General features: G+C 63.0%; 14 protein-coding genes and 1 pseudogene. 10 read left to right on the top strand and 5 right to left on the bottom strand.

Annotated elements, in window-relative coordinates:
* Window positions 1-859: 859 nt before the first annotated feature.
* On the top strand, window positions 860-1,048 hold the full coding sequence (locus BJG93_RS28705; RefSeq protein ID WP_154671737.1) for a hypothetical protein: 189 nt from the start codon (window positions 860-862) through the stop codon (window positions 1,046-1,048).
* A gap of 754 nt (window positions 1,049-1,802) precedes the next feature.
* The gene (locus tag BJG93_RS28700) at window positions 1,803-3,032 is read left to right on the top strand and encodes a DNA-binding protein (protein WP_027195434.1); all 1,230 of its coding nucleotides are present in this window, start codon (window positions 1,803-1,805) and stop codon (window positions 3,030-3,032) included.
* 70 nt (window positions 3,033-3,102) lie between these two features.
* On the opposite strand, the gene BJG93_RS28695 is transcribed toward BJG93_RS28700, so the two are convergent.
* From BJG93_RS28695 to BJG93_RS28685, 3 genes are all read right to left on the bottom strand, one after another.
* Entirely contained in the window at window positions 3,103-4,185 is a 1,083-nt protein-coding gene (locus tag BJG93_RS28695; protein ID WP_027195433.1) for a tyrosine-type recombinase/integrase, read from the bottom strand.
* A 115-nt stretch (window positions 4,186-4,300) separates the two neighbouring features.
* A complete protein-coding gene (locus BJG93_RS28690) occupies window positions 4,301-4,711 on the bottom strand; it encodes a DUF2471 family protein (RefSeq protein WP_027195432.1) in 411 nt (136 codons plus the stop codon).
* Window positions 4,712-4,835: 124 nt separating this feature from the next.
* Complete coding sequence (locus BJG93_RS28685) at window positions 4,836-5,483, bottom strand: helix-turn-helix domain-containing protein (RefSeq protein ID WP_027195431.1); 648 nt, start codon at window positions 5,481-5,483, stop codon at window positions 4,836-4,838.
* 137 nt (window positions 5,484-5,620) lie between these two features.
* On the opposite strand from BJG93_RS28685, the gene BJG93_RS28680 reads away from it, so the two are divergent.
* A complete protein-coding gene (locus BJG93_RS28680) occupies window positions 5,621-6,826 on the top strand; it encodes a glycine C-acetyltransferase (RefSeq protein WP_027195430.1) in 1,206 nt (401 codons plus the stop codon).
* A gap of 27 nt (window positions 6,827-6,853) precedes the next feature.
* A complete protein-coding gene (tdh, locus tag BJG93_RS28675) occupies window positions 6,854-7,885 on the top strand; it encodes an L-threonine 3-dehydrogenase (RefSeq protein ID WP_027195429.1) in 1,032 nt (343 codons plus the stop codon).
* Window positions 7,886-7,927: 42 nt separating this feature from the next.
* Here tdh and BJG93_RS28670 read toward each other — a convergent pair whose 3' ends face one another.
* Window positions 7,928-8,578: a YceI family protein gene (locus BJG93_RS28670; RefSeq protein WP_027195428.1), complete on the bottom strand. Its 651-nt coding sequence runs from the start codon at window positions 8,576-8,578 to the stop codon at window positions 7,928-7,930.
* Window positions 8,579-8,700: 122 nt separating this feature from the next.
* On the opposite strand from BJG93_RS28670, the pseudogene BJG93_RS28665 reads away from it, so the two are divergent.
* The 6 genes and pseudogenes from BJG93_RS28665 to BJG93_RS28640 form a co-directional block, all read left to right on the top strand.
* Window positions 8,701-9,356 (top strand): annotated as a pseudogene (locus BJG93_RS28665) (TetR/AcrR family transcriptional regulator); the annotation flags it as partial.
* 23 nt (window positions 9,357-9,379) lie between these two features.
* Complete coding sequence (locus BJG93_RS28660; RefSeq protein WP_027195427.1) at window positions 9,380-9,859, top strand: nuclear transport factor 2 family protein; 480 nt, start codon at window positions 9,380-9,382, stop codon at window positions 9,857-9,859.
* Window positions 9,860-10,100: 241 nt separating this feature from the next.
* A complete protein-coding gene (locus BJG93_RS28655; RefSeq protein ID WP_027195426.1) occupies window positions 10,101-10,619 on the top strand; it encodes a hypothetical protein in 519 nt (172 codons plus the stop codon).
* 299 nt (window positions 10,620-10,918) lie between these two features.
* Complete coding sequence (locus BJG93_RS28650) at window positions 10,919-11,821, top strand: LysR family transcriptional regulator (RefSeq protein ID WP_027195425.1); 903 nt, start codon at window positions 10,919-10,921, stop codon at window positions 11,819-11,821.
* A 207-nt stretch (window positions 11,822-12,028) separates the two neighbouring features.
* Window positions 12,029-13,237 carry a CaiB/BaiF CoA transferase family protein gene (locus BJG93_RS28645; protein WP_034478076.1) on the top strand — a complete coding sequence of 403 codons (1,209 nt, stop codon included), beginning with the start codon at window positions 12,029-12,031 and terminating at the stop codon, window positions 13,235-13,237.
* Window positions 13,234-14,010, top strand: coding sequence for an enoyl-CoA hydratase (locus BJG93_RS28640; protein ID WP_027195423.1), 777 nt, complete (start codon window positions 13,234-13,236; stop codon window positions 14,008-14,010). The genes BJG93_RS28645 and BJG93_RS28640 overlap by 4 nt, the downstream gene beginning before the upstream one ends.
* Before the next feature lie 135 nt (window positions 14,011-14,145).
* Here BJG93_RS28640 and BJG93_RS28635 read toward each other — a convergent pair whose 3' ends face one another.
* Window positions 14,146-15,792 carry an NRAMP family divalent metal transporter gene (locus BJG93_RS28635; protein WP_027195422.1) on the bottom strand — a complete coding sequence of 549 codons (1,647 nt, stop codon included), beginning with the start codon at window positions 15,790-15,792 and terminating at the stop codon, window positions 14,146-14,148.
* Between the last annotated feature and the right edge of the window lie 32 nt (window positions 15,793-15,824).

Below are 15,824 nucleotides of genomic sequence, written 5' to 3'. Positions count from 1 at the left end.
GCGTCGGGGGAGGAGGGGGATTTCGCGAGAGCATACCGGCTGTGGTGATACGCGTCTATAGCGCGCACCTCACCATTGCCGGTGAAGCGAGTTTACGGAGCGCGACTCACCTCGAGCAACTCCCGAAAACCCTCACCTCGGCTGCGTACGGCCAGGATCGGGCTTTCCTTGCCGGTCGCGGCGTTTCCGAATTTGGCGAGTTTTGCCGCGTACGGGAACGGAGAGCCTTTGATCCTGAATCTTCTCACCTCAAAAATTTACGCGGATTTTTTCGAGACCTCATACGGTGCGGCGCACCGACATCGGTCTGTCGATTATCGACCGAGGCTCATTCCCCCGGCGAACCAGCGACTTCGCAGCGGGCCCGCGTCTGCAGCCATCGGGTAGATTGCGTCGCTGCCAAATGCCCACCATTGGGACGCCCCCCGAAAAAGCTCACCGTCGCACCGCCGAACGACACAGCACAACATACGCTCATGCCGCACCGGTATCGCATTTTCGCCATCTCCGCTCCTGAAAAGCCTCACCTTTGAGGTTTCTCGAGGCTTCGGCGCCGCAGTCCAGAGACGCCCTGAAAACCCTCACCTTTGCGGTTGCCCGGGTAAATAATCAAATGATTTCAGCTACTTGCGACGATGTCGGCACACGCTCGAACGACGGCAGTTCCCGTAAATTCTCACCTTATGGCTGTTTTTCGCACTGCAGCACTCTTCATTTCCTCGCTGCGGACCTCCCGAACAGTCTCACCTTTGCAATCGGTGGCTAGATGTACTTGCACCCGCAATCCGCCGTCGCGCGGGCATCTCCAGCCCGCAGCCCCCATTTGGATCCCGAATTTCCTCACCTTAATGCAACGAACATGATCCAACGCTTCCCGAAAAGCCTCACCTTTGACTGGATCGTCAGCCAAACCAGCGCGCTGGCCCGGCCCAACAGCCATTCTCCCGAATCCCCTCACCGCACCGGTCACAAGCGTATCCAGCAGGCCGATCGTTCGAGCGATCGATACGTCGCCATCCACCTTCGCTCCCGTAAACCCTCACCTTAGCGTTGTGAATGCTCAAAAAGGGCGCAAATCGGCCTCCGCGGCCTGTATCAGCTCACCTTCGTTTCACGTTTTCTCCCGCGTTGGCTCACCTAAGTGGTTTACCGGCGCCGAAACGCCCCCAGAAAGCCCGGTCGCGAGCCTCCCGAAAGCGCTCACCTTGGCGCAGGCCGCACCGGGTAAGGACTTTTAAGCACAGTGGGGCGCGTCGCGGCTGCGAAGTCCCGCAAAACCTCACCTTTGCCCAAACCCACCGATACGGCGTTTCCTGAACCCACTCACTTTCCGTCCCGGACCCACTCACCCAAGTCCCCGAACCCCATCACTCGAGCTTCCCGCAGCCCCTCACCACGTCTCCCGCAAAGCTTCACCTTGCCGGGCTGAGAGCCCCACCAGATAAGGGTTTGCCGAGTCGTTAACGTTTTTAACAAGGGTTCAAGGGTGTTTACTTTTATTACTCTCAAGCCTTCCACCCCGCGAGTCCCATAAAACACAGTCCGTGCACCTGCAGCCATTGCGAATCCATCGTGAAACAGTACGCGAGCACGTGCAACGAAGACAAAGCGCTTCTAATACAAAGGCTTAACAGCTATTCTTCGTTTTGTTTCACGGAAAAAAGGCGACGCGCATGTTTCTAGCGCAATAGGGCCGTCTAAAACGCGCTCGTCCGCGCTAATCCGTTCGCGACTCACCAATCGGTAGCAAATGTTACGTAAATTGTTATGATCCATCCAATTCGAGCCACATCGAGGTAAACATGAATCTGGATCAGGAGCGGCAAGCCATTCGCGGTGAGCTTGAATCGATGCGGGCGCAGGGCGTGCGCCGGCAGGAGCTGTCGCTGCATGCATGCAAGCGGCTCTTTTTCGATCTCGGCATCCGGCCATCGATGGCCGCCGTGCGCGATCTCACGCAGACCGGTAGCGCGAGCGACATTCCGAAAGACATCGATCATTTCTGGGAGCGTATCCGCAGTGTGTCGCGGGTCAAAGTCGGAGCGGGTGCGATCCCGAAGGCGCTAGAAGATCGCGCCGGCGAACTGTTGGGCGCGCTATTCGAAGAAGCGCTCCTGCAGGCGAAAGTGGCGCTCGATGGCGAGCGCGAAGAGATCCGCGCCCAGATCAGCGCCGCCGATCAACGCGCCCACGACGCGCAAATCCGCCTCGACGCGGCCGACGACGCCATCCGGCGCAGCGACGCGCGCGCCGAAGCGGCGTGGGAGCGAGTTCGCACACTTGAAGCCCAGCTATTGAGCGCGACTACGCACGGCAGCGTTCACCTCGAAGGCATGCAGGCGACCACGCGCCGGCTCGACCAGGAAAACGAGGCGCTGCGGCAACGGCTCGAAAACGAACAGACCACGAATGCCGCGTTACGCGACCGCATCGACGCGTTGCACGTCGAATTGCGGCAAAGCACCGAGCACTATGCGCAGCAGATCAAGGATGCGGTCGCCGAAGCAGAGCGGCGCGTCAAGCCGATGCTGGTCGAACTCGATTCGCTGCGTAGCATGGCCGCGACGTATCAGTCCAGCGTGCGTGATGCGAGCCGCAAGGAGTTCGAGTTCATCCAGCAGATTGCCGCCGCCAAGGCACGCGCTGACCGGCTCGACGCGCAGCTCCGCGAGCAGTCGGACGAAGTCGATGCGCTGACGAAACAAGTCGCCACGCTGCGTACCCAGCAGGGTATCGATCCGGCCATTGCCGTGCTGCTGTGCTCGCTGGTCAGTGACGGACGGCTCACGAGCGAAGAACTGGGCATGATCGGCACGGCGGCCGATGGCCACGTCACGCTGCCCGCGCGATGCCCGAAATGTCAGGAAGGTGAGCCGGAGCTGTCGGAGGTCAATCACCGGTTCGAGTTGCTGTGCCCCGAATGCGAGCACTCTTCCGGCCCCGGCGAATCGAGGCTCGCGGCTGTGAACCGGTTCCTGTCGAAGGATGCGTCCCCTGCGCCGTCGTCGCGCTCCGTCGACACGGTGCGCTAGCGACAGGCGGCCAACGCAACGGAAAAAACGTCAAAGGTGAGGAAATTCGGGACCCGAAAGGTGAGGTTTCTCAGGATTCTCTGGCTCCCGTTTTCCTCGTCAAACGCCCGTCGCGTCGGGGCTCGGCCAACGGCGCGGCCGCTGGATCCGGCTCATTTGCAGCCGGCGACTCCTGTTGGTCGATCCACGTTTGCCACGCGCGATATAGCCGGTTCGAGGACACTGCCTGCACGAAGCCGAGCCATTGGCCGACCTGTTCGGCGTCCACCCCGCTCTCGAAAAGGTCCGCCGCAAACGTATTGCGCAAGGTCTGCGGACTCGCGCGCGACTGCCGCGATGCGGTAATCCCCGCCGCGTCGACGAGCGCGTCCACCGCGCGCAGCATCGTGGCCTTGTGCATGGGGCGGCCGGACGGCGACGCGGGAAACACCAGATTGCCGGCCAGCTCTGTGTGCCGACGTTCGGCGAGCCAGGCGTCGAGAATCGCCGTCGCGAACGGCGCGAGCCGCGTGCGGCGAGTCAGCATCGGATTCGCGGACTCGATCGTGACCCACGGCGAGCCCTCTCTCACGCAACTAACCATGAGCGCTCCCGCTTCACCCGTCTTCAGTCCTCCGCCCAGAAATACGGCGATTAGCGCGCGATCGCGTCGCTCTCGCCAGCGCCGCGCGGTCGACAGCACCGGCAAGGGCGCGAACAGCCGCGCGGTCAACGCAGTGCGTTCCGCATGCGTGAGAAAACCGGTCGGCTCATTGTCGCGCGCATTGCGCCACGCGGCTTCGCCATCCTGGGCAATGAAACGGGCCGGGTTGGTCGACGCCGATTCGATCTCGCGCACGTGATCGAGTACCCGCTCTATGAGCCGTAAATAGCGGATCCGTTGCGTTCGGCGAATCTCGAGGCTCGCGACGAATTCGGCGATCGCGGCCATCTCGACCGTTGCGAGGCTTTGTTGCCGCGCACGAAGCCAGTCCAGGAACTGGCCCCACTGCGCCTGATAGACCAACGCGGAAGAGCGACGGAAATGCTGCTTCGCGAGCCATGCATCGAACGCGATCTGCGGGTCGCGACGCCAGTCTTCGCGTTGCTGGTCGAACAGGTCGGTGGAGGGGGCGAGGCGTGCAACGGAACCGGACAGATGCGGGGGCGACATGGGCATTCCTTCAGTTAGTTGCACCGCGCGGTCCGCGTATCGTGGGCGTTAGCCGGCGCGAAGCCGATCCCAGCGAACCGACGAGGACCCAGGCGGTTCCTATGCGATGCCCGCATCAGCCGCCCCACGCCCGGGCCCGCCGTAAAGGCGCATCCACGGCCAGGGGAAGCGCCGCCCGGCGCGCCGCTTGCCGTGCGGCTTCCTCGTACGCATTCACCGCAAACGCGAAAACGGCCGGCAGCGCATTGGACGCGCCGAAATCCACGCCGTCATCGGTTTCCGGATAAGGCAGATCGGACGGGCGCTGGAACAGCCCGAGCATCAGTGCGTCATGCCGGCTCGCAAAGCCGAGATCGGCCAGCGCCTCGGCTTCGATGGCATGTAGCAGACGCCACGTGAGCGGCACCTGTTTGACGATATAACGTGCGGCGATGCTGCGCACAATATGCTCGAGATCGCGCGCGGCGGTCTGATAGCGCAGCGCGGCGAGAGTTTGATCGGTAGGGTCGGTTTTCAGGTTGTTCATTCTCGGCTCCAATCGACACTTGATACTGTACAAACATACAGTATCAGACGCAACCTGGCCGAACGGCCTAACGCGTGGCGAACCTGGTGTCCGCGCCGCGCCAAACTTCCGTCATCCCGGCGCGCTAGCCGTGAATCACGACCAGTAGCGCTTTCGCTTCGCTCTTGCCGACGTTGCGGATCGCGTGCGGCTCGTCAGCGACGTAGCGTGCGGTGTCCGCGACCTTGAGCCGCCTGGCCGTGCCGGCTGCCTCGATTTCGATCGAGCCGTGCAACACGGTCAGATGCTCGCGCGTGCCGGGCTCGTGCGCGTTCGACACCAGCGCCCCGCCAGGCTGAAGCGTCAACTCGTACCACTCGAACTTGCCGGCCAGCTCGATCGGGCCCCACACCCGCAACTGGTATTTCGCGTCATGACCGCTTAGCGTAGGGATGTCGTGCGGTCCCGAAACGGCGATTGCTTCAGGCGGCTTCTGCGGCGCAAACAAGGAATCGAGGCTCACGCCGAGAGCGTTGGTCAGCCGCCACGCGACCGCGATCGTCGGATTCGCCTTGTCGCGCTCGATTTCCGACAGCATCGACTTCGACACCCCGGCCGCGCGCGACAGATCGTCGAGCGTCATGCGCCGCTCGGCGCGCAGCCGCTGAATCTGCTCGCCGACGCGCGGCGGCGCCGCACTCGGCGTATTCATCGGTGATGCCGCGGTAGCGGAAGTGGGCGCCGTAGCGGCCACTGCGCGGCGGGTACCGGAACTTGCCATTTTGTGACCCATCGCTTAGAGTTGTTCGATATACCGGATTTTAGTTCGAAAAAACGAAAAAGTCCGATAAAGATGACAGCCGACTATATCAGGCCGCCCTTGCTCCGCCCAGGCGAACGCGGGCGCCATCACCCTCAGGAGTCCCGTTCATGCGTGACCAATACCTTGCCCATCTGCGCGGTACCGTCGAACAAATCCGCGCCGACGGTTTCTACAAGAGCGAGCGCGTGATCGCGAGTCCGCAGTCGGCCGGCGTGCGTCTTGCCGACGGCAGCGATGTGCTGAACTTCTGCGCGAACAACTATCTCGGTCTCGCCGACGACGCGCGGCTGATCGAAGCCGCCAAGCAAGGCCTCGACAGCGACGGCTTCGGCATGGCGTCGGTGCGCTTCATCTGCGGCACGCAAACCGTGCACAAGCAACTCGAAGCGGCGCTCGCCGCGTTTCTGCAAACCGACGACTGCATTCTCTACTCGAGCTGCTTCGACGCGAACGGCGGACTGTTCGAAACGCTGCTCGACGAAAACGACGCGATCATCAGCGACGAGCTCAATCATGCGAGCATCATCGACGGCGTGCGGCTGTCGAAGGCGAAGCGCTTTCGCTACAGGAACAACGACCTCGCCGATCTCGAAGCGCGTTTGCAGGAAGCTGACGCGGCTGGCGCGCGCTTCAAATTGATCGCGACCGACGGTGTGTTCTCGATGGACGGCATCATCGCGAACCTGGCCGGCATCTGCGATCTGGCCGACAGGTACGGCGCGTTGGTGATGGTCGACGACTCGCATGCGGTGGGTTTCATCGGCGAACATGGCCGCGGCACGCCCGAGCATTGCGGGGTGATGGCGCGCGTCGACATCATTACCGGCACGCTCGGCAAGGCACTCGGCGGCGCATCGGGCGGCTACGTCGCGGCGCGCAAGGAGGTCGTCGAGCTGTTGCGGCAGCGCTCGCGTCCGTATCTGTTCTCGAACACGCTGACGCCGAGCATCGCCGCGGCGTCGCTGAAGGTACTGGAATTGCTAGCCAGCGATGAAGGCGCGCGGCTGCGCGCGCGCGTGCGCGAAAACGGCGCGCACTTCCGACGCGCGATGAGCGCGCTCGGCTTCACGCTCGTGCCGGGCGAGCATCCGATCATTCCGGTGATGCTCGGCGACGCACAGCTTGCGGGACAGATGGCCGATGCGCTGCTGAAGCAGGGCGTCTATGTGATCGGCTTTTCGTTTCCGGTCGTGCCGCGCGGCCGCGCGCGCATCCGAACGCAAATGAGCGCCGCGCACACGCCTGAACAGATCGATCGCGCGATCGACGCGTTCGCGCGCGTCGGCCGCGAACTCGGCGTGATCCACGCATAGTCCGCGGGTGTTCGAACGGAGAAGCAGATGAAAGCATTGGCGAAACTCGAACGCGGGCCGGGCCTCACACTCACCGACGTGAAAAAGCCCGAAGTCGGCCATAACGACGTGATGATCCGCATCACGCGCACCGCGATTTGCGGCACCGACATTCATATCTGGAAGTGGGACGACTGGGCGCAAAAGACGATTCCGGTGCCGATGCACGTCGGCCATGAATACGTCGGCGAAATCGTCGAGATGGGGCAGGAAGTGCGCGGCTTTGCGATCGGCGATCGCGTGTCGGGCGAAGGACACATCACCTGCGGCTTCTGCCGCAACTGTCGCGCCGGCCGCCGGCATCTATGCCGCAACACCATCGGCGTCGGCGTGAATCGCGAGGGCGCGTTCGCCGAATACCTGGTGATTCCGGCCTTCAACGCATTCAAGATTCCGCCCGAAATCTCCGACGACCTCGCCGCGATCTTCGATCCATTCGGCAACGCGACGCATACGGCGTTGTCGTTCAACCTCGTCGGCGAGGACGTGCTGATTACCGGCGCGGGGCCGATCGGCATCATGGCGGTTGCGATCGCGAAGCACGTCGGCGCGCGCAACGTCGTGATCACCGACGTCAACGACTATCGCCTGGAACTCGCGCGCAGGATGGGCGCGACGCGCGCCGTGAACGTGTCGCGAGAATCGTTGCGCGACGTGATGCACGATCTGCACATGGCCGAGGGCTTCGACGTCGGCCTCGAAATGTCAGGTGTGCCGAGCGCGTTTACGGACATGCTCGACGCGATGAACCATGGCGGCAAGATAGCGTTGCTCGGCATTCCGCCGGCGCAAACCGCGATCGACTGGACCAAGGTGATTTTCAAGGGCCTTGAAATCAAGGGCATTTATGGGCGCGAGATGTTCGAGACCTGGTACAAGATGGTCGCGATGCTGCAAAGCGGGCTCGATCTGTCGCCGATCCTCACGCACCATTTCAAGGTCGACGATTATCAGCAGGCTTTCGCGACGATGCTCTCCGGTGAGAGCGGCAAGGTGATCCTCGACTGGACCGCTGCCTGAGCGAGCACCGCGCGGCTCGATTTGCCGACGCCCGCATCGCGCTTACGCGCCTGCGGGCGTTTTCACGAACTCGGCCTGGATGAGCACGTGAATATCGTCGCCGACGGCTGGATACCAGGTGGCCAGACCGAACTTCGCGCGGCTGAAATGACCGTCCGCGGAAAAGCCGAGCGTGTCTTTCTTGGTCAGCGGATCGCGCGCGAAGCCGTTGTATGTGACCTCGAGCGTAACCGGCTGCGTGACGTCGCGAATCGTCAGGTCGCCGCTCAGCGTGCCGTGCGCTTCGCTGGTGCGCTCGAACCGCGTGCTGGCGAAGCGGATCTGCGGATAGCGCGCCACGTCGAGCATGCTGTCGCTTTTCACCATCTTGTCGAGCAGCGGCACGTTCGTGTCGATGCTCGCGGCGTCGATCGCGACCGACGCCGTACTGCGATCGAGGCCGCCGTCGTTCCAGTCGAGCTGCCCCTGCTTGCGATCGAAACGCATCGTAAAGCGCGTGTATTTGAAGTGATCGATGTCGAACGTGATGCTCGTATGGTCCGAATCGATCTCGTAGCGCCCAGGCGGCACGCGCGCTTCGTTCTGGCTGACCGAATGCGTGAGCACCTGGATCGGCGTGCAGGCCATCGCGCTGAGCAGCATTGCGCCGAGCAGCGCGCGTACCCACGCGGTGTGAAACGGGAATGGGTTCATCGATGCGATTCCGGTTGAAGGGTAGACAAGCGATCTCCATCAAGATAGCAGCAAGCGTACCCATAGCGCGGAAGCGCATAGGAAAACTTGACGAAGGAGAATGATCGTTCTACCTTTCGTCCATGGCACACGAAACGACCTCGACCGGTCCAAACGACCCGGTCCAGCCCGGCACGGCGCGCGAGCGGCTGCTCGATGCCGCGGAGGCGCTCATTTACGCCGGCGGCATCCATGCAACCGGCGTCGATGCGATCGTGCGGCAGTCCGGCACCGGCCGCAAAAGCTTCTACACGCACTTCGAATCGAAAGACGCGCTGATCGCGGCTGCGCTCGAACGGCGCGACGAGCGCTGGATGAACTGGTTTATCGCTGGCACGCAACGGCGCGGCAACAGCGCGCGCAAGCGCCTGCTCGGCATGTTCGACGTACTGCGTGAGTGGTTCGCATCGGCGGATTTTCATGGCTGCGCGTTTCTTAACGCGGCCGGTGAGACCGAATCCGCCGATGACCCGATCCGCGTCGTCGCGCGCAAACACAAGGCACGGCTGCTCGATTTCGTGCGCGCCGAATGCCGTGCGTTTGCCGCGGAAGCGCAAATCGATGCGCGTCGCGCAGCGCCGCTCGCGCGGCAATGGCTCGTGTTGCTCGACGGCGCGATCGCGGTGGCGCTCGTGAGTGGCGAAGCCGAAGCGGCGCTCGACGCGCGGACGGTGGGCAAGACCTTGCTCGATGCGGCAGCGAAACCCCCGCAATCAAACGGCCGCCATCCCGGCGCACCCCAAACCTGACTGAGGAACCATCATGGCCGATACCGTCGAAACCCGCCCGCCGCTGCCGCCGTTTACGCGCGACACCGCGATCCAGAAAGTGCGCGCCGCGGAAGACGCATGGAACACGCGCGAACCTGAGCGCGTATCGCTCGCCTATACAACGGACAGCGTGTGGCGCAACCGCGCCGAATTCGTGCATGGCCGCGCCGAGATCGTTGGCTTTTTGCGCCGCAAGTGGGTAAAGGAGCTCGACTATCGGCTGATCAAGGAGCTATGGGCGTTCACCGACAACCGTATCGCGGTGCGCTTCGCGTACGAATGGCACGACGATTCGAACAATTGGTTCCGCTCGTACGGCAACGAGAACTGGGAGTTCGACGAGCATGGCCTGATGGCGCGCCGTCACGCGAGCATCAACGACCTGCCGATTCGTGAAGCCGACCGGCTGTATCGCTGGCCGCTCGGTCGGCGGCCCGACAATCACCCCAGCCTGTCCGATCTCGGTCTGTAGACGTTGGGGCCATCGCCGATGGCGCGCGCTGCACACCGCGAGGTTCTTCACCGCATATTCATCACGTCGCCATAGGTTCTCCGTTATCGTGGCGGTTCCGGCTGCGGGGGCACGTTGTGTGCCCGGCCGGCCGAGCGAGCCTTCAACATCGACTGCGCGGCTTCAGGTACAGTGCGCGACGGGCGGCACGCCGATCGCCAGCACACCATGACACCGGCGCTCGACCGGTGACGGAGAAGAAATGCACTTCAGGCAGATGAACAAGAACATCCGACGCGCCGCGGTGGCGCTTTTCGCAAGCTTCGCGGCGGTCTCCACGGCGCACGCGGGCAACTGGTGCGACGGCGGTGTATGGGTTGACGCGATGCTCGGCTCGTATCACATCAATCCCGATCCCGATACGCACTTCGAGCAGTTCAATCCCGGGCTTGGCGTCGAGTGCTGGCTAAACAACCAGTGGGCGCTGACCGCCGGCGGCTTTCGCAACTCCCTGCGTCGGCCGTCCTACTACGGTGGCGGCCTATGGGCGCCGGAGTTCGCGCATTGGGGCATCGTGCGGATCGCGGTGATGGGCGGGATCATCTCGGGCTATAACTACGGCAACTGGGGTCTTGGCAGCAATCACACGATCGGCCCGGTGGTCGCGCCCATCGTGATGGTCGACTACAAGCGCGTCGGCGCGAACTTCATCATCATTCCGCCGATCCCATCGGACAATCTGCCCTTTACGATTGGGTTTCAGGTGAAGGTGAAGTTCTGACGGAGACCAAGCAATGAGGGTGATCGCCCTCAGGTGAGGTTTTTCGGGAGCCGATGGCTCGCGCTTCACCAGCATCGATCGATTGTCGTGGGCGCGAGGCCTCATATGAGGCTGATCTCCTGGAACTCCTCACCGTTGCGTGTCCGCGTCATTCGCTCGACTCCTGGAAATCCTCACCGTAGTGTCATCTCCTGGAACTCCTCACCATTGGCGCGTCGCCGATCTCCGGCTTCACCTGTCTGAGGCAACGGAGTGCGGTAACATGGCGCTCACCCTTGATCCGGTCCTCATGTCAGCGCATGAAAGTCGACACCACCACCGTTCGTCTCGTCGTCGCGATGGTCGAAGAGGGCAGCATCTCGCGGGCGGCCAATCGGCTGGGGCTCGCCGTGGCGGCGGCGTCGCGTCGCCTGACGGATCTCGAGGAACAGCTCGGCACGAAGCTCTTCAGGCGGGTGCCGCACGGTGTGGAAGTGACCGAATCCGGCGGCAAGCTGCTCGGCTATCTGCAGCAGGTCGACACCTTGGTGGACCGGCTCGCGAGCGAGGCGCAGGCGCTCGTGAGCGGGTTCGACGGACGCGTCGTCATCGGTGCGCCGAAAGCCGTGATCATTGAATTTCTTGCCGCGGATATCGCTGCGATCCAGCGTATCTATCCGGGTATCTCGCTGAAGCTCGTCGAAGAGAATAGCCGCATCGTGCAGCAGATGTTGCGCGACAAGACGATCGACATCGGCATCTACGAAAAGAAAAGCGGCTTTCTCGATCTGCCGCAAATGTGCTATCGAGAGGACCGGCTGGTGCTCGTGTACAGCCGCGCACATTTCCACATCGATCCGCAGCCCGTCGCGCTCGACGCATTGCTCGAACTCCCGCTCGTGAGCCTCGGCAAGGGCTCGGCGATCCTTGCCGCCGTGCAACGCGTATTTCACAGCCGCGGCCGTCGGTTCGATTGCGACTATCTGGTCAACGGCTTCGACACGATGCTCGCCGTCGTGCGGCATGGGCTCGGCGTGGGTCTGATGCCGCCCGACGTGCTACGCAGCTTTCATCCCGAGGACGGCCTCGGCGTCGCCGAACTCGCGGGTGACTGGCACCAGCGTAGCTACCTGCTGTCTTGCGCGGAAGGACATGCGCAGGCGCAGACCCTGCGCAACATCGAAGCCGCACTCACCGCCGGACGGCACGTGGCGGGTCGCTGAAGCATGACTGCTGAAGGGCGACCGCAGAAGTCCCGCCGGTCGGTCGTTCGATCGCAACGCGTTGCCCTTTCGTGTTTTGCGAAACCAGCTATGACCGTCGCATTCTTGCGGCGGCACCCTCGCGTGCGCGACAGTTGACGCACGCCACACCGGTGCTGCAACCGCCGCTCGCGCTACGGCGCACCGGCCGGGAAAACAGGAGACGACATGACGCAAAGCTACCCACCCACACCATCCAACGCCCACGCGGATACGGACAACCGACCTTTGCCGTTGCAGGGAATTCGTGTACTCGATGTCAGCCAGGTGATGGCCGGCCCGTTCGCCTGCATGATGCTCGGCGATCTCGGCGCCGACGTCATCAAGGTCGAGCCGCTCGAAGGCGACCAGACGCGCGGCGCCATGGGCTTCAAGATGAAAGGCCCGGACAGCATGGGCTTTCTCAACATGAACCGCAACAAGCGCTCGATCGCGCTGGATCTGAAGACCGAAGAGGGGCGCGAGTTCTTTTACAAGTTGGCGAAAACCGCCGACGTGATCGTCGAGAACTATCGGCCCGGCGTGGTTCAGCGGCTGCGGATCGACTATGAAACGATCCGCGAACTCAACCCGAAGATCGTCTATGCGAGCATTTCGGGCTTTGGTCAGAGCGGCCCATGGTCGCAACGCCCCGGCTTCGATCTGATGGCTCAGGCCATGTCCGGCGTGATGAGCGTGACCGGCTACAAAGGCGGCAAACCGGTGAAGGCCGGCGTGCCGGTGGCCGACATCGGCTGCGCCCTGTTCGCGGTATACGGCGTCCTCTCCGCTTATATCGGCGCGCAGAAGACCGGGCAGGGGCAACACGTCGACGCGTCGCTGTTCGATTCGGCGATGGCCTTTTCGATCTGGGACATGTCGGACTACTGGGGAACGGGTGTCGAGCCGACGCCGCTTGGCACCAGCAACAAGATGAGCGCGCCGTACCAGGCCGTGAAGGCGCGTGATGGTTACTTCGTGATGGGCGCAACCAACCAGAAACTGTGGTCGCGTCTTTGCGAATTGCTGAAGCGGCCGGATCTGCTCGAGTCCCCCGAGTTCGAGACCGTTTCGCTGCGCCTGAAAAACCGCGAAGCGCTGATCGAAGCGCTCGAGACGTCGTTCGGACTGCGCGACTGCGAGGAATGGATCGAGACGATGCTCGCCGCGGGCATTCCCGCCGGACCTATCCTGTCCTATCCGCAAGCGTTCGGCAGCGAACATGCGCAGTATCGCCGCATGTGCATGGAGATCGACCATCCGGTCGAAGGCAAGGTCAAGAACATCGGCTTTCCGGTCAAGATGCTCGGTACGCCGCAGCGCGTGCGACGCTATCCGCCGCGCCTGGGCGAGCACAACGACGAACTCTATGCAGAGATCAACGGGGCGGCGAAATGAGCGAAGCTGAGAGTGAGACAGTCAGGCTCGAACGTCTGACGGAGTCGGTCGCGCAGATCGTGATCGATCGCCCCGAGCGGCACAATGCGATGTCGATTCCGATGTACGAGACATTGCTGGCACTGATCGACCGGTGCCGCGCGGACCAAACCGTACGTTGCATCGTTCTGCGCGGCGCGGGTGGCAAGTCCTTCATATCGGGCACCGATATCGACTACTTCCGCGACTTCACGACAGGCCGCCAGGGCGTCGAATACGAAGCGCTCGTCGAACGGGTGATCGACGCGGTCGAGCGCATTGCAGTGCCCACCGTCGCCGCGATCGACGGTTGGGCCGTGGGTGGCGGACTCGCCATCGCTACGGCGTGTGACTTTCGCATCTGTGCGGAGGGCTCGCGCTTCGGCGCGCCGATCGCAAAGACGTTATCGAACACATTGTCGTCACGCAATCTCGCGCGGCTCGTGCCGGCATTCGGCGTGCCGCGCGTGAAGAAGATGCTGCTGCTCTCCGACTTCCTCAGCGCCGCCGAAGCGCACGCGTGCGGCTATGTGTACGACGTCACGGCGAAGGAACAGGTCGGCAACGCGGCGTGCGCGCTTGCCGAGCGGCTCGTTGCGCTATCGCTCGTCACGCAGCATGCGGTCAAGGAGAGCTTGCGGCGCATCGTGGTCGACCAGAACCTCGAAGACGAGGATCTCATCGAGCAGGTGTACGGCAGTCAGCGATTCCGCGACGCGGTTGCGGCATTCGGCTCGGGAACGCCCAAAGGCTGAACGTGCCGGCTTGCGAGCGAAATCCCGTAGCTTCCAAGGCGCAATCAGTTGTTCCAAGCGCTGCCGACGCTCCGGACATGGCTCCCGTAAAACCTCACCATTGCCCGGACCTCCTGGAACTCCTCACCATTCGCGCTAGTTCAGCAACGCCATCTGCACGACCTTGACGATCACGAGCGCGATCGCGAGCAGCAGATAGCCGCGCAGCACGCCCATCCACACGCGTTTGGTGAGCGTCAGACGCGATGGCGGCAGTTCGTCGAGCGGCGGCATGCGCCACGTGTTGCGCGCGTCCTTCGCATAGATCGGGCTTGGCTCGGCCGCGGACTCGCGTCGCAGCTTGCGTATCCCGATGGTGACCGCATACCCGACGACCGCGAGCAGCGTGCCGCCCGCAAGTACTTCGACGATCGTTTGCGCCGCGATGTCCGGATAGATCACCGACGCGGTCAGGATGATCGACAGCATCACGAGCACCCAGATCACCGCACCGGTAAACAGATTGAGCTGCTTCGAATTGGCCCACGGGCCCAGCACCGCCCGGTCGTTGCACAGCAGCAGAAGGAACACGGTCGCGCTCGGCAGCAGCACGCCCGCGAGCGTCTGCACCGCTTCGGTCAGCAGACCGAGCGGGCTGCCAGGGATCAACACCAATGCCGCGGCGGCCGCGACGATCGCGAAGTACACGACGTAGAAGCCCTTCGCATCCGACACGCTACGGTGCAGCGAGTGGCGCATCTTGAACACATCGCCGATCGCATAGGCGGTGGATAGCGACACAGCCGCCGCGCCGATCACGCACGCGTCGAACAGCGCGATCGCGAACAGCACGGCCGACGTACGTCCCGCGTATCTCTCGAGGCCGGCGATCACGCCACCCGCGTCCGTGAAGTTGCCGAACCCGGGCCGGCCGTCGAACAGCGCCGCGCTGAACGAGATCATCGCGACCGCGCCGATCAGCACGAACACGATGCCGATCCACAGGTCGGCTTTTTCGTAGTTCATGAAGCGCGGCGTGATGTGCTTGTCGACCACATAGCTCTGTTGAAAGAACAACTGCCACGGCGCAACCGTCGTGCCGACGATGCCGATCACCAGCAGCATGACGTCGGACAGCTTCGAATGCGCGGGCCAGTTCGGAATGAAAAAGTCACGCGCGATCTGGCCGACCGGCGGATGAATCGATACGAGCACCGGCACGAGCAGCAGGCTCAACACGCACAGCGCGACCGCGAAGCGCTCGAAGCGGCGGAAGTCGCCGGTGCTGACGGCGGCCATCGTCAGCGCCGCGGCGATGCACACGCCCGCGATCTTCGAGACGCCGAAAAAGTCGAGCACGAATGTGATGCCGATGAATTCCGTCACGATGGTCAGCGCGTTCAGCAGGAACAGATCGATGACGCTGAACGCGCCCCAGAATCTGCCGAAGCGCTCGAAAATCAGCCGCGCGTGGCCCACGCCCGTCACCGCACCGAGCCGCAGCACCATCTCCTGATTGACGAACAGGACCGGCACCAGCAACAGCATGGTCCACAGCAGCGTGGTGCCGTAGTTCTGGCCGGCCTGCGTGTAGGTGCCGAACGCGCCCGCGTCGTTGTCGCCGACCATCACGATCAGACCGGGGCCGAGAATCGCGAGCAACGTGCGCAGGCGCGCCCACCAGCTCGTGCGCGGCGCGGTGTCATGGTGAGCGATCGTGCCGAGCGCGCCTTTGATATCGCCGACGTGTGCCGAATCGAGCACGGCGCTGCGCGCGGACGAAATGTTCGTCGGAGTAGACATGTCGTTCTCTCCTGTTGGTATTTTGTCGAAGA

Source organism: Paraburkholderia sprentiae WSM5005, from assembly GCF_001865575.2.
Lineage (GTDB): Bacteria > Pseudomonadota > Gammaproteobacteria > Burkholderiales > Burkholderiaceae > Paraburkholderia > Paraburkholderia sprentiae.
This window is presented reverse-complemented; position numbering and strand designations above follow the sequence as displayed.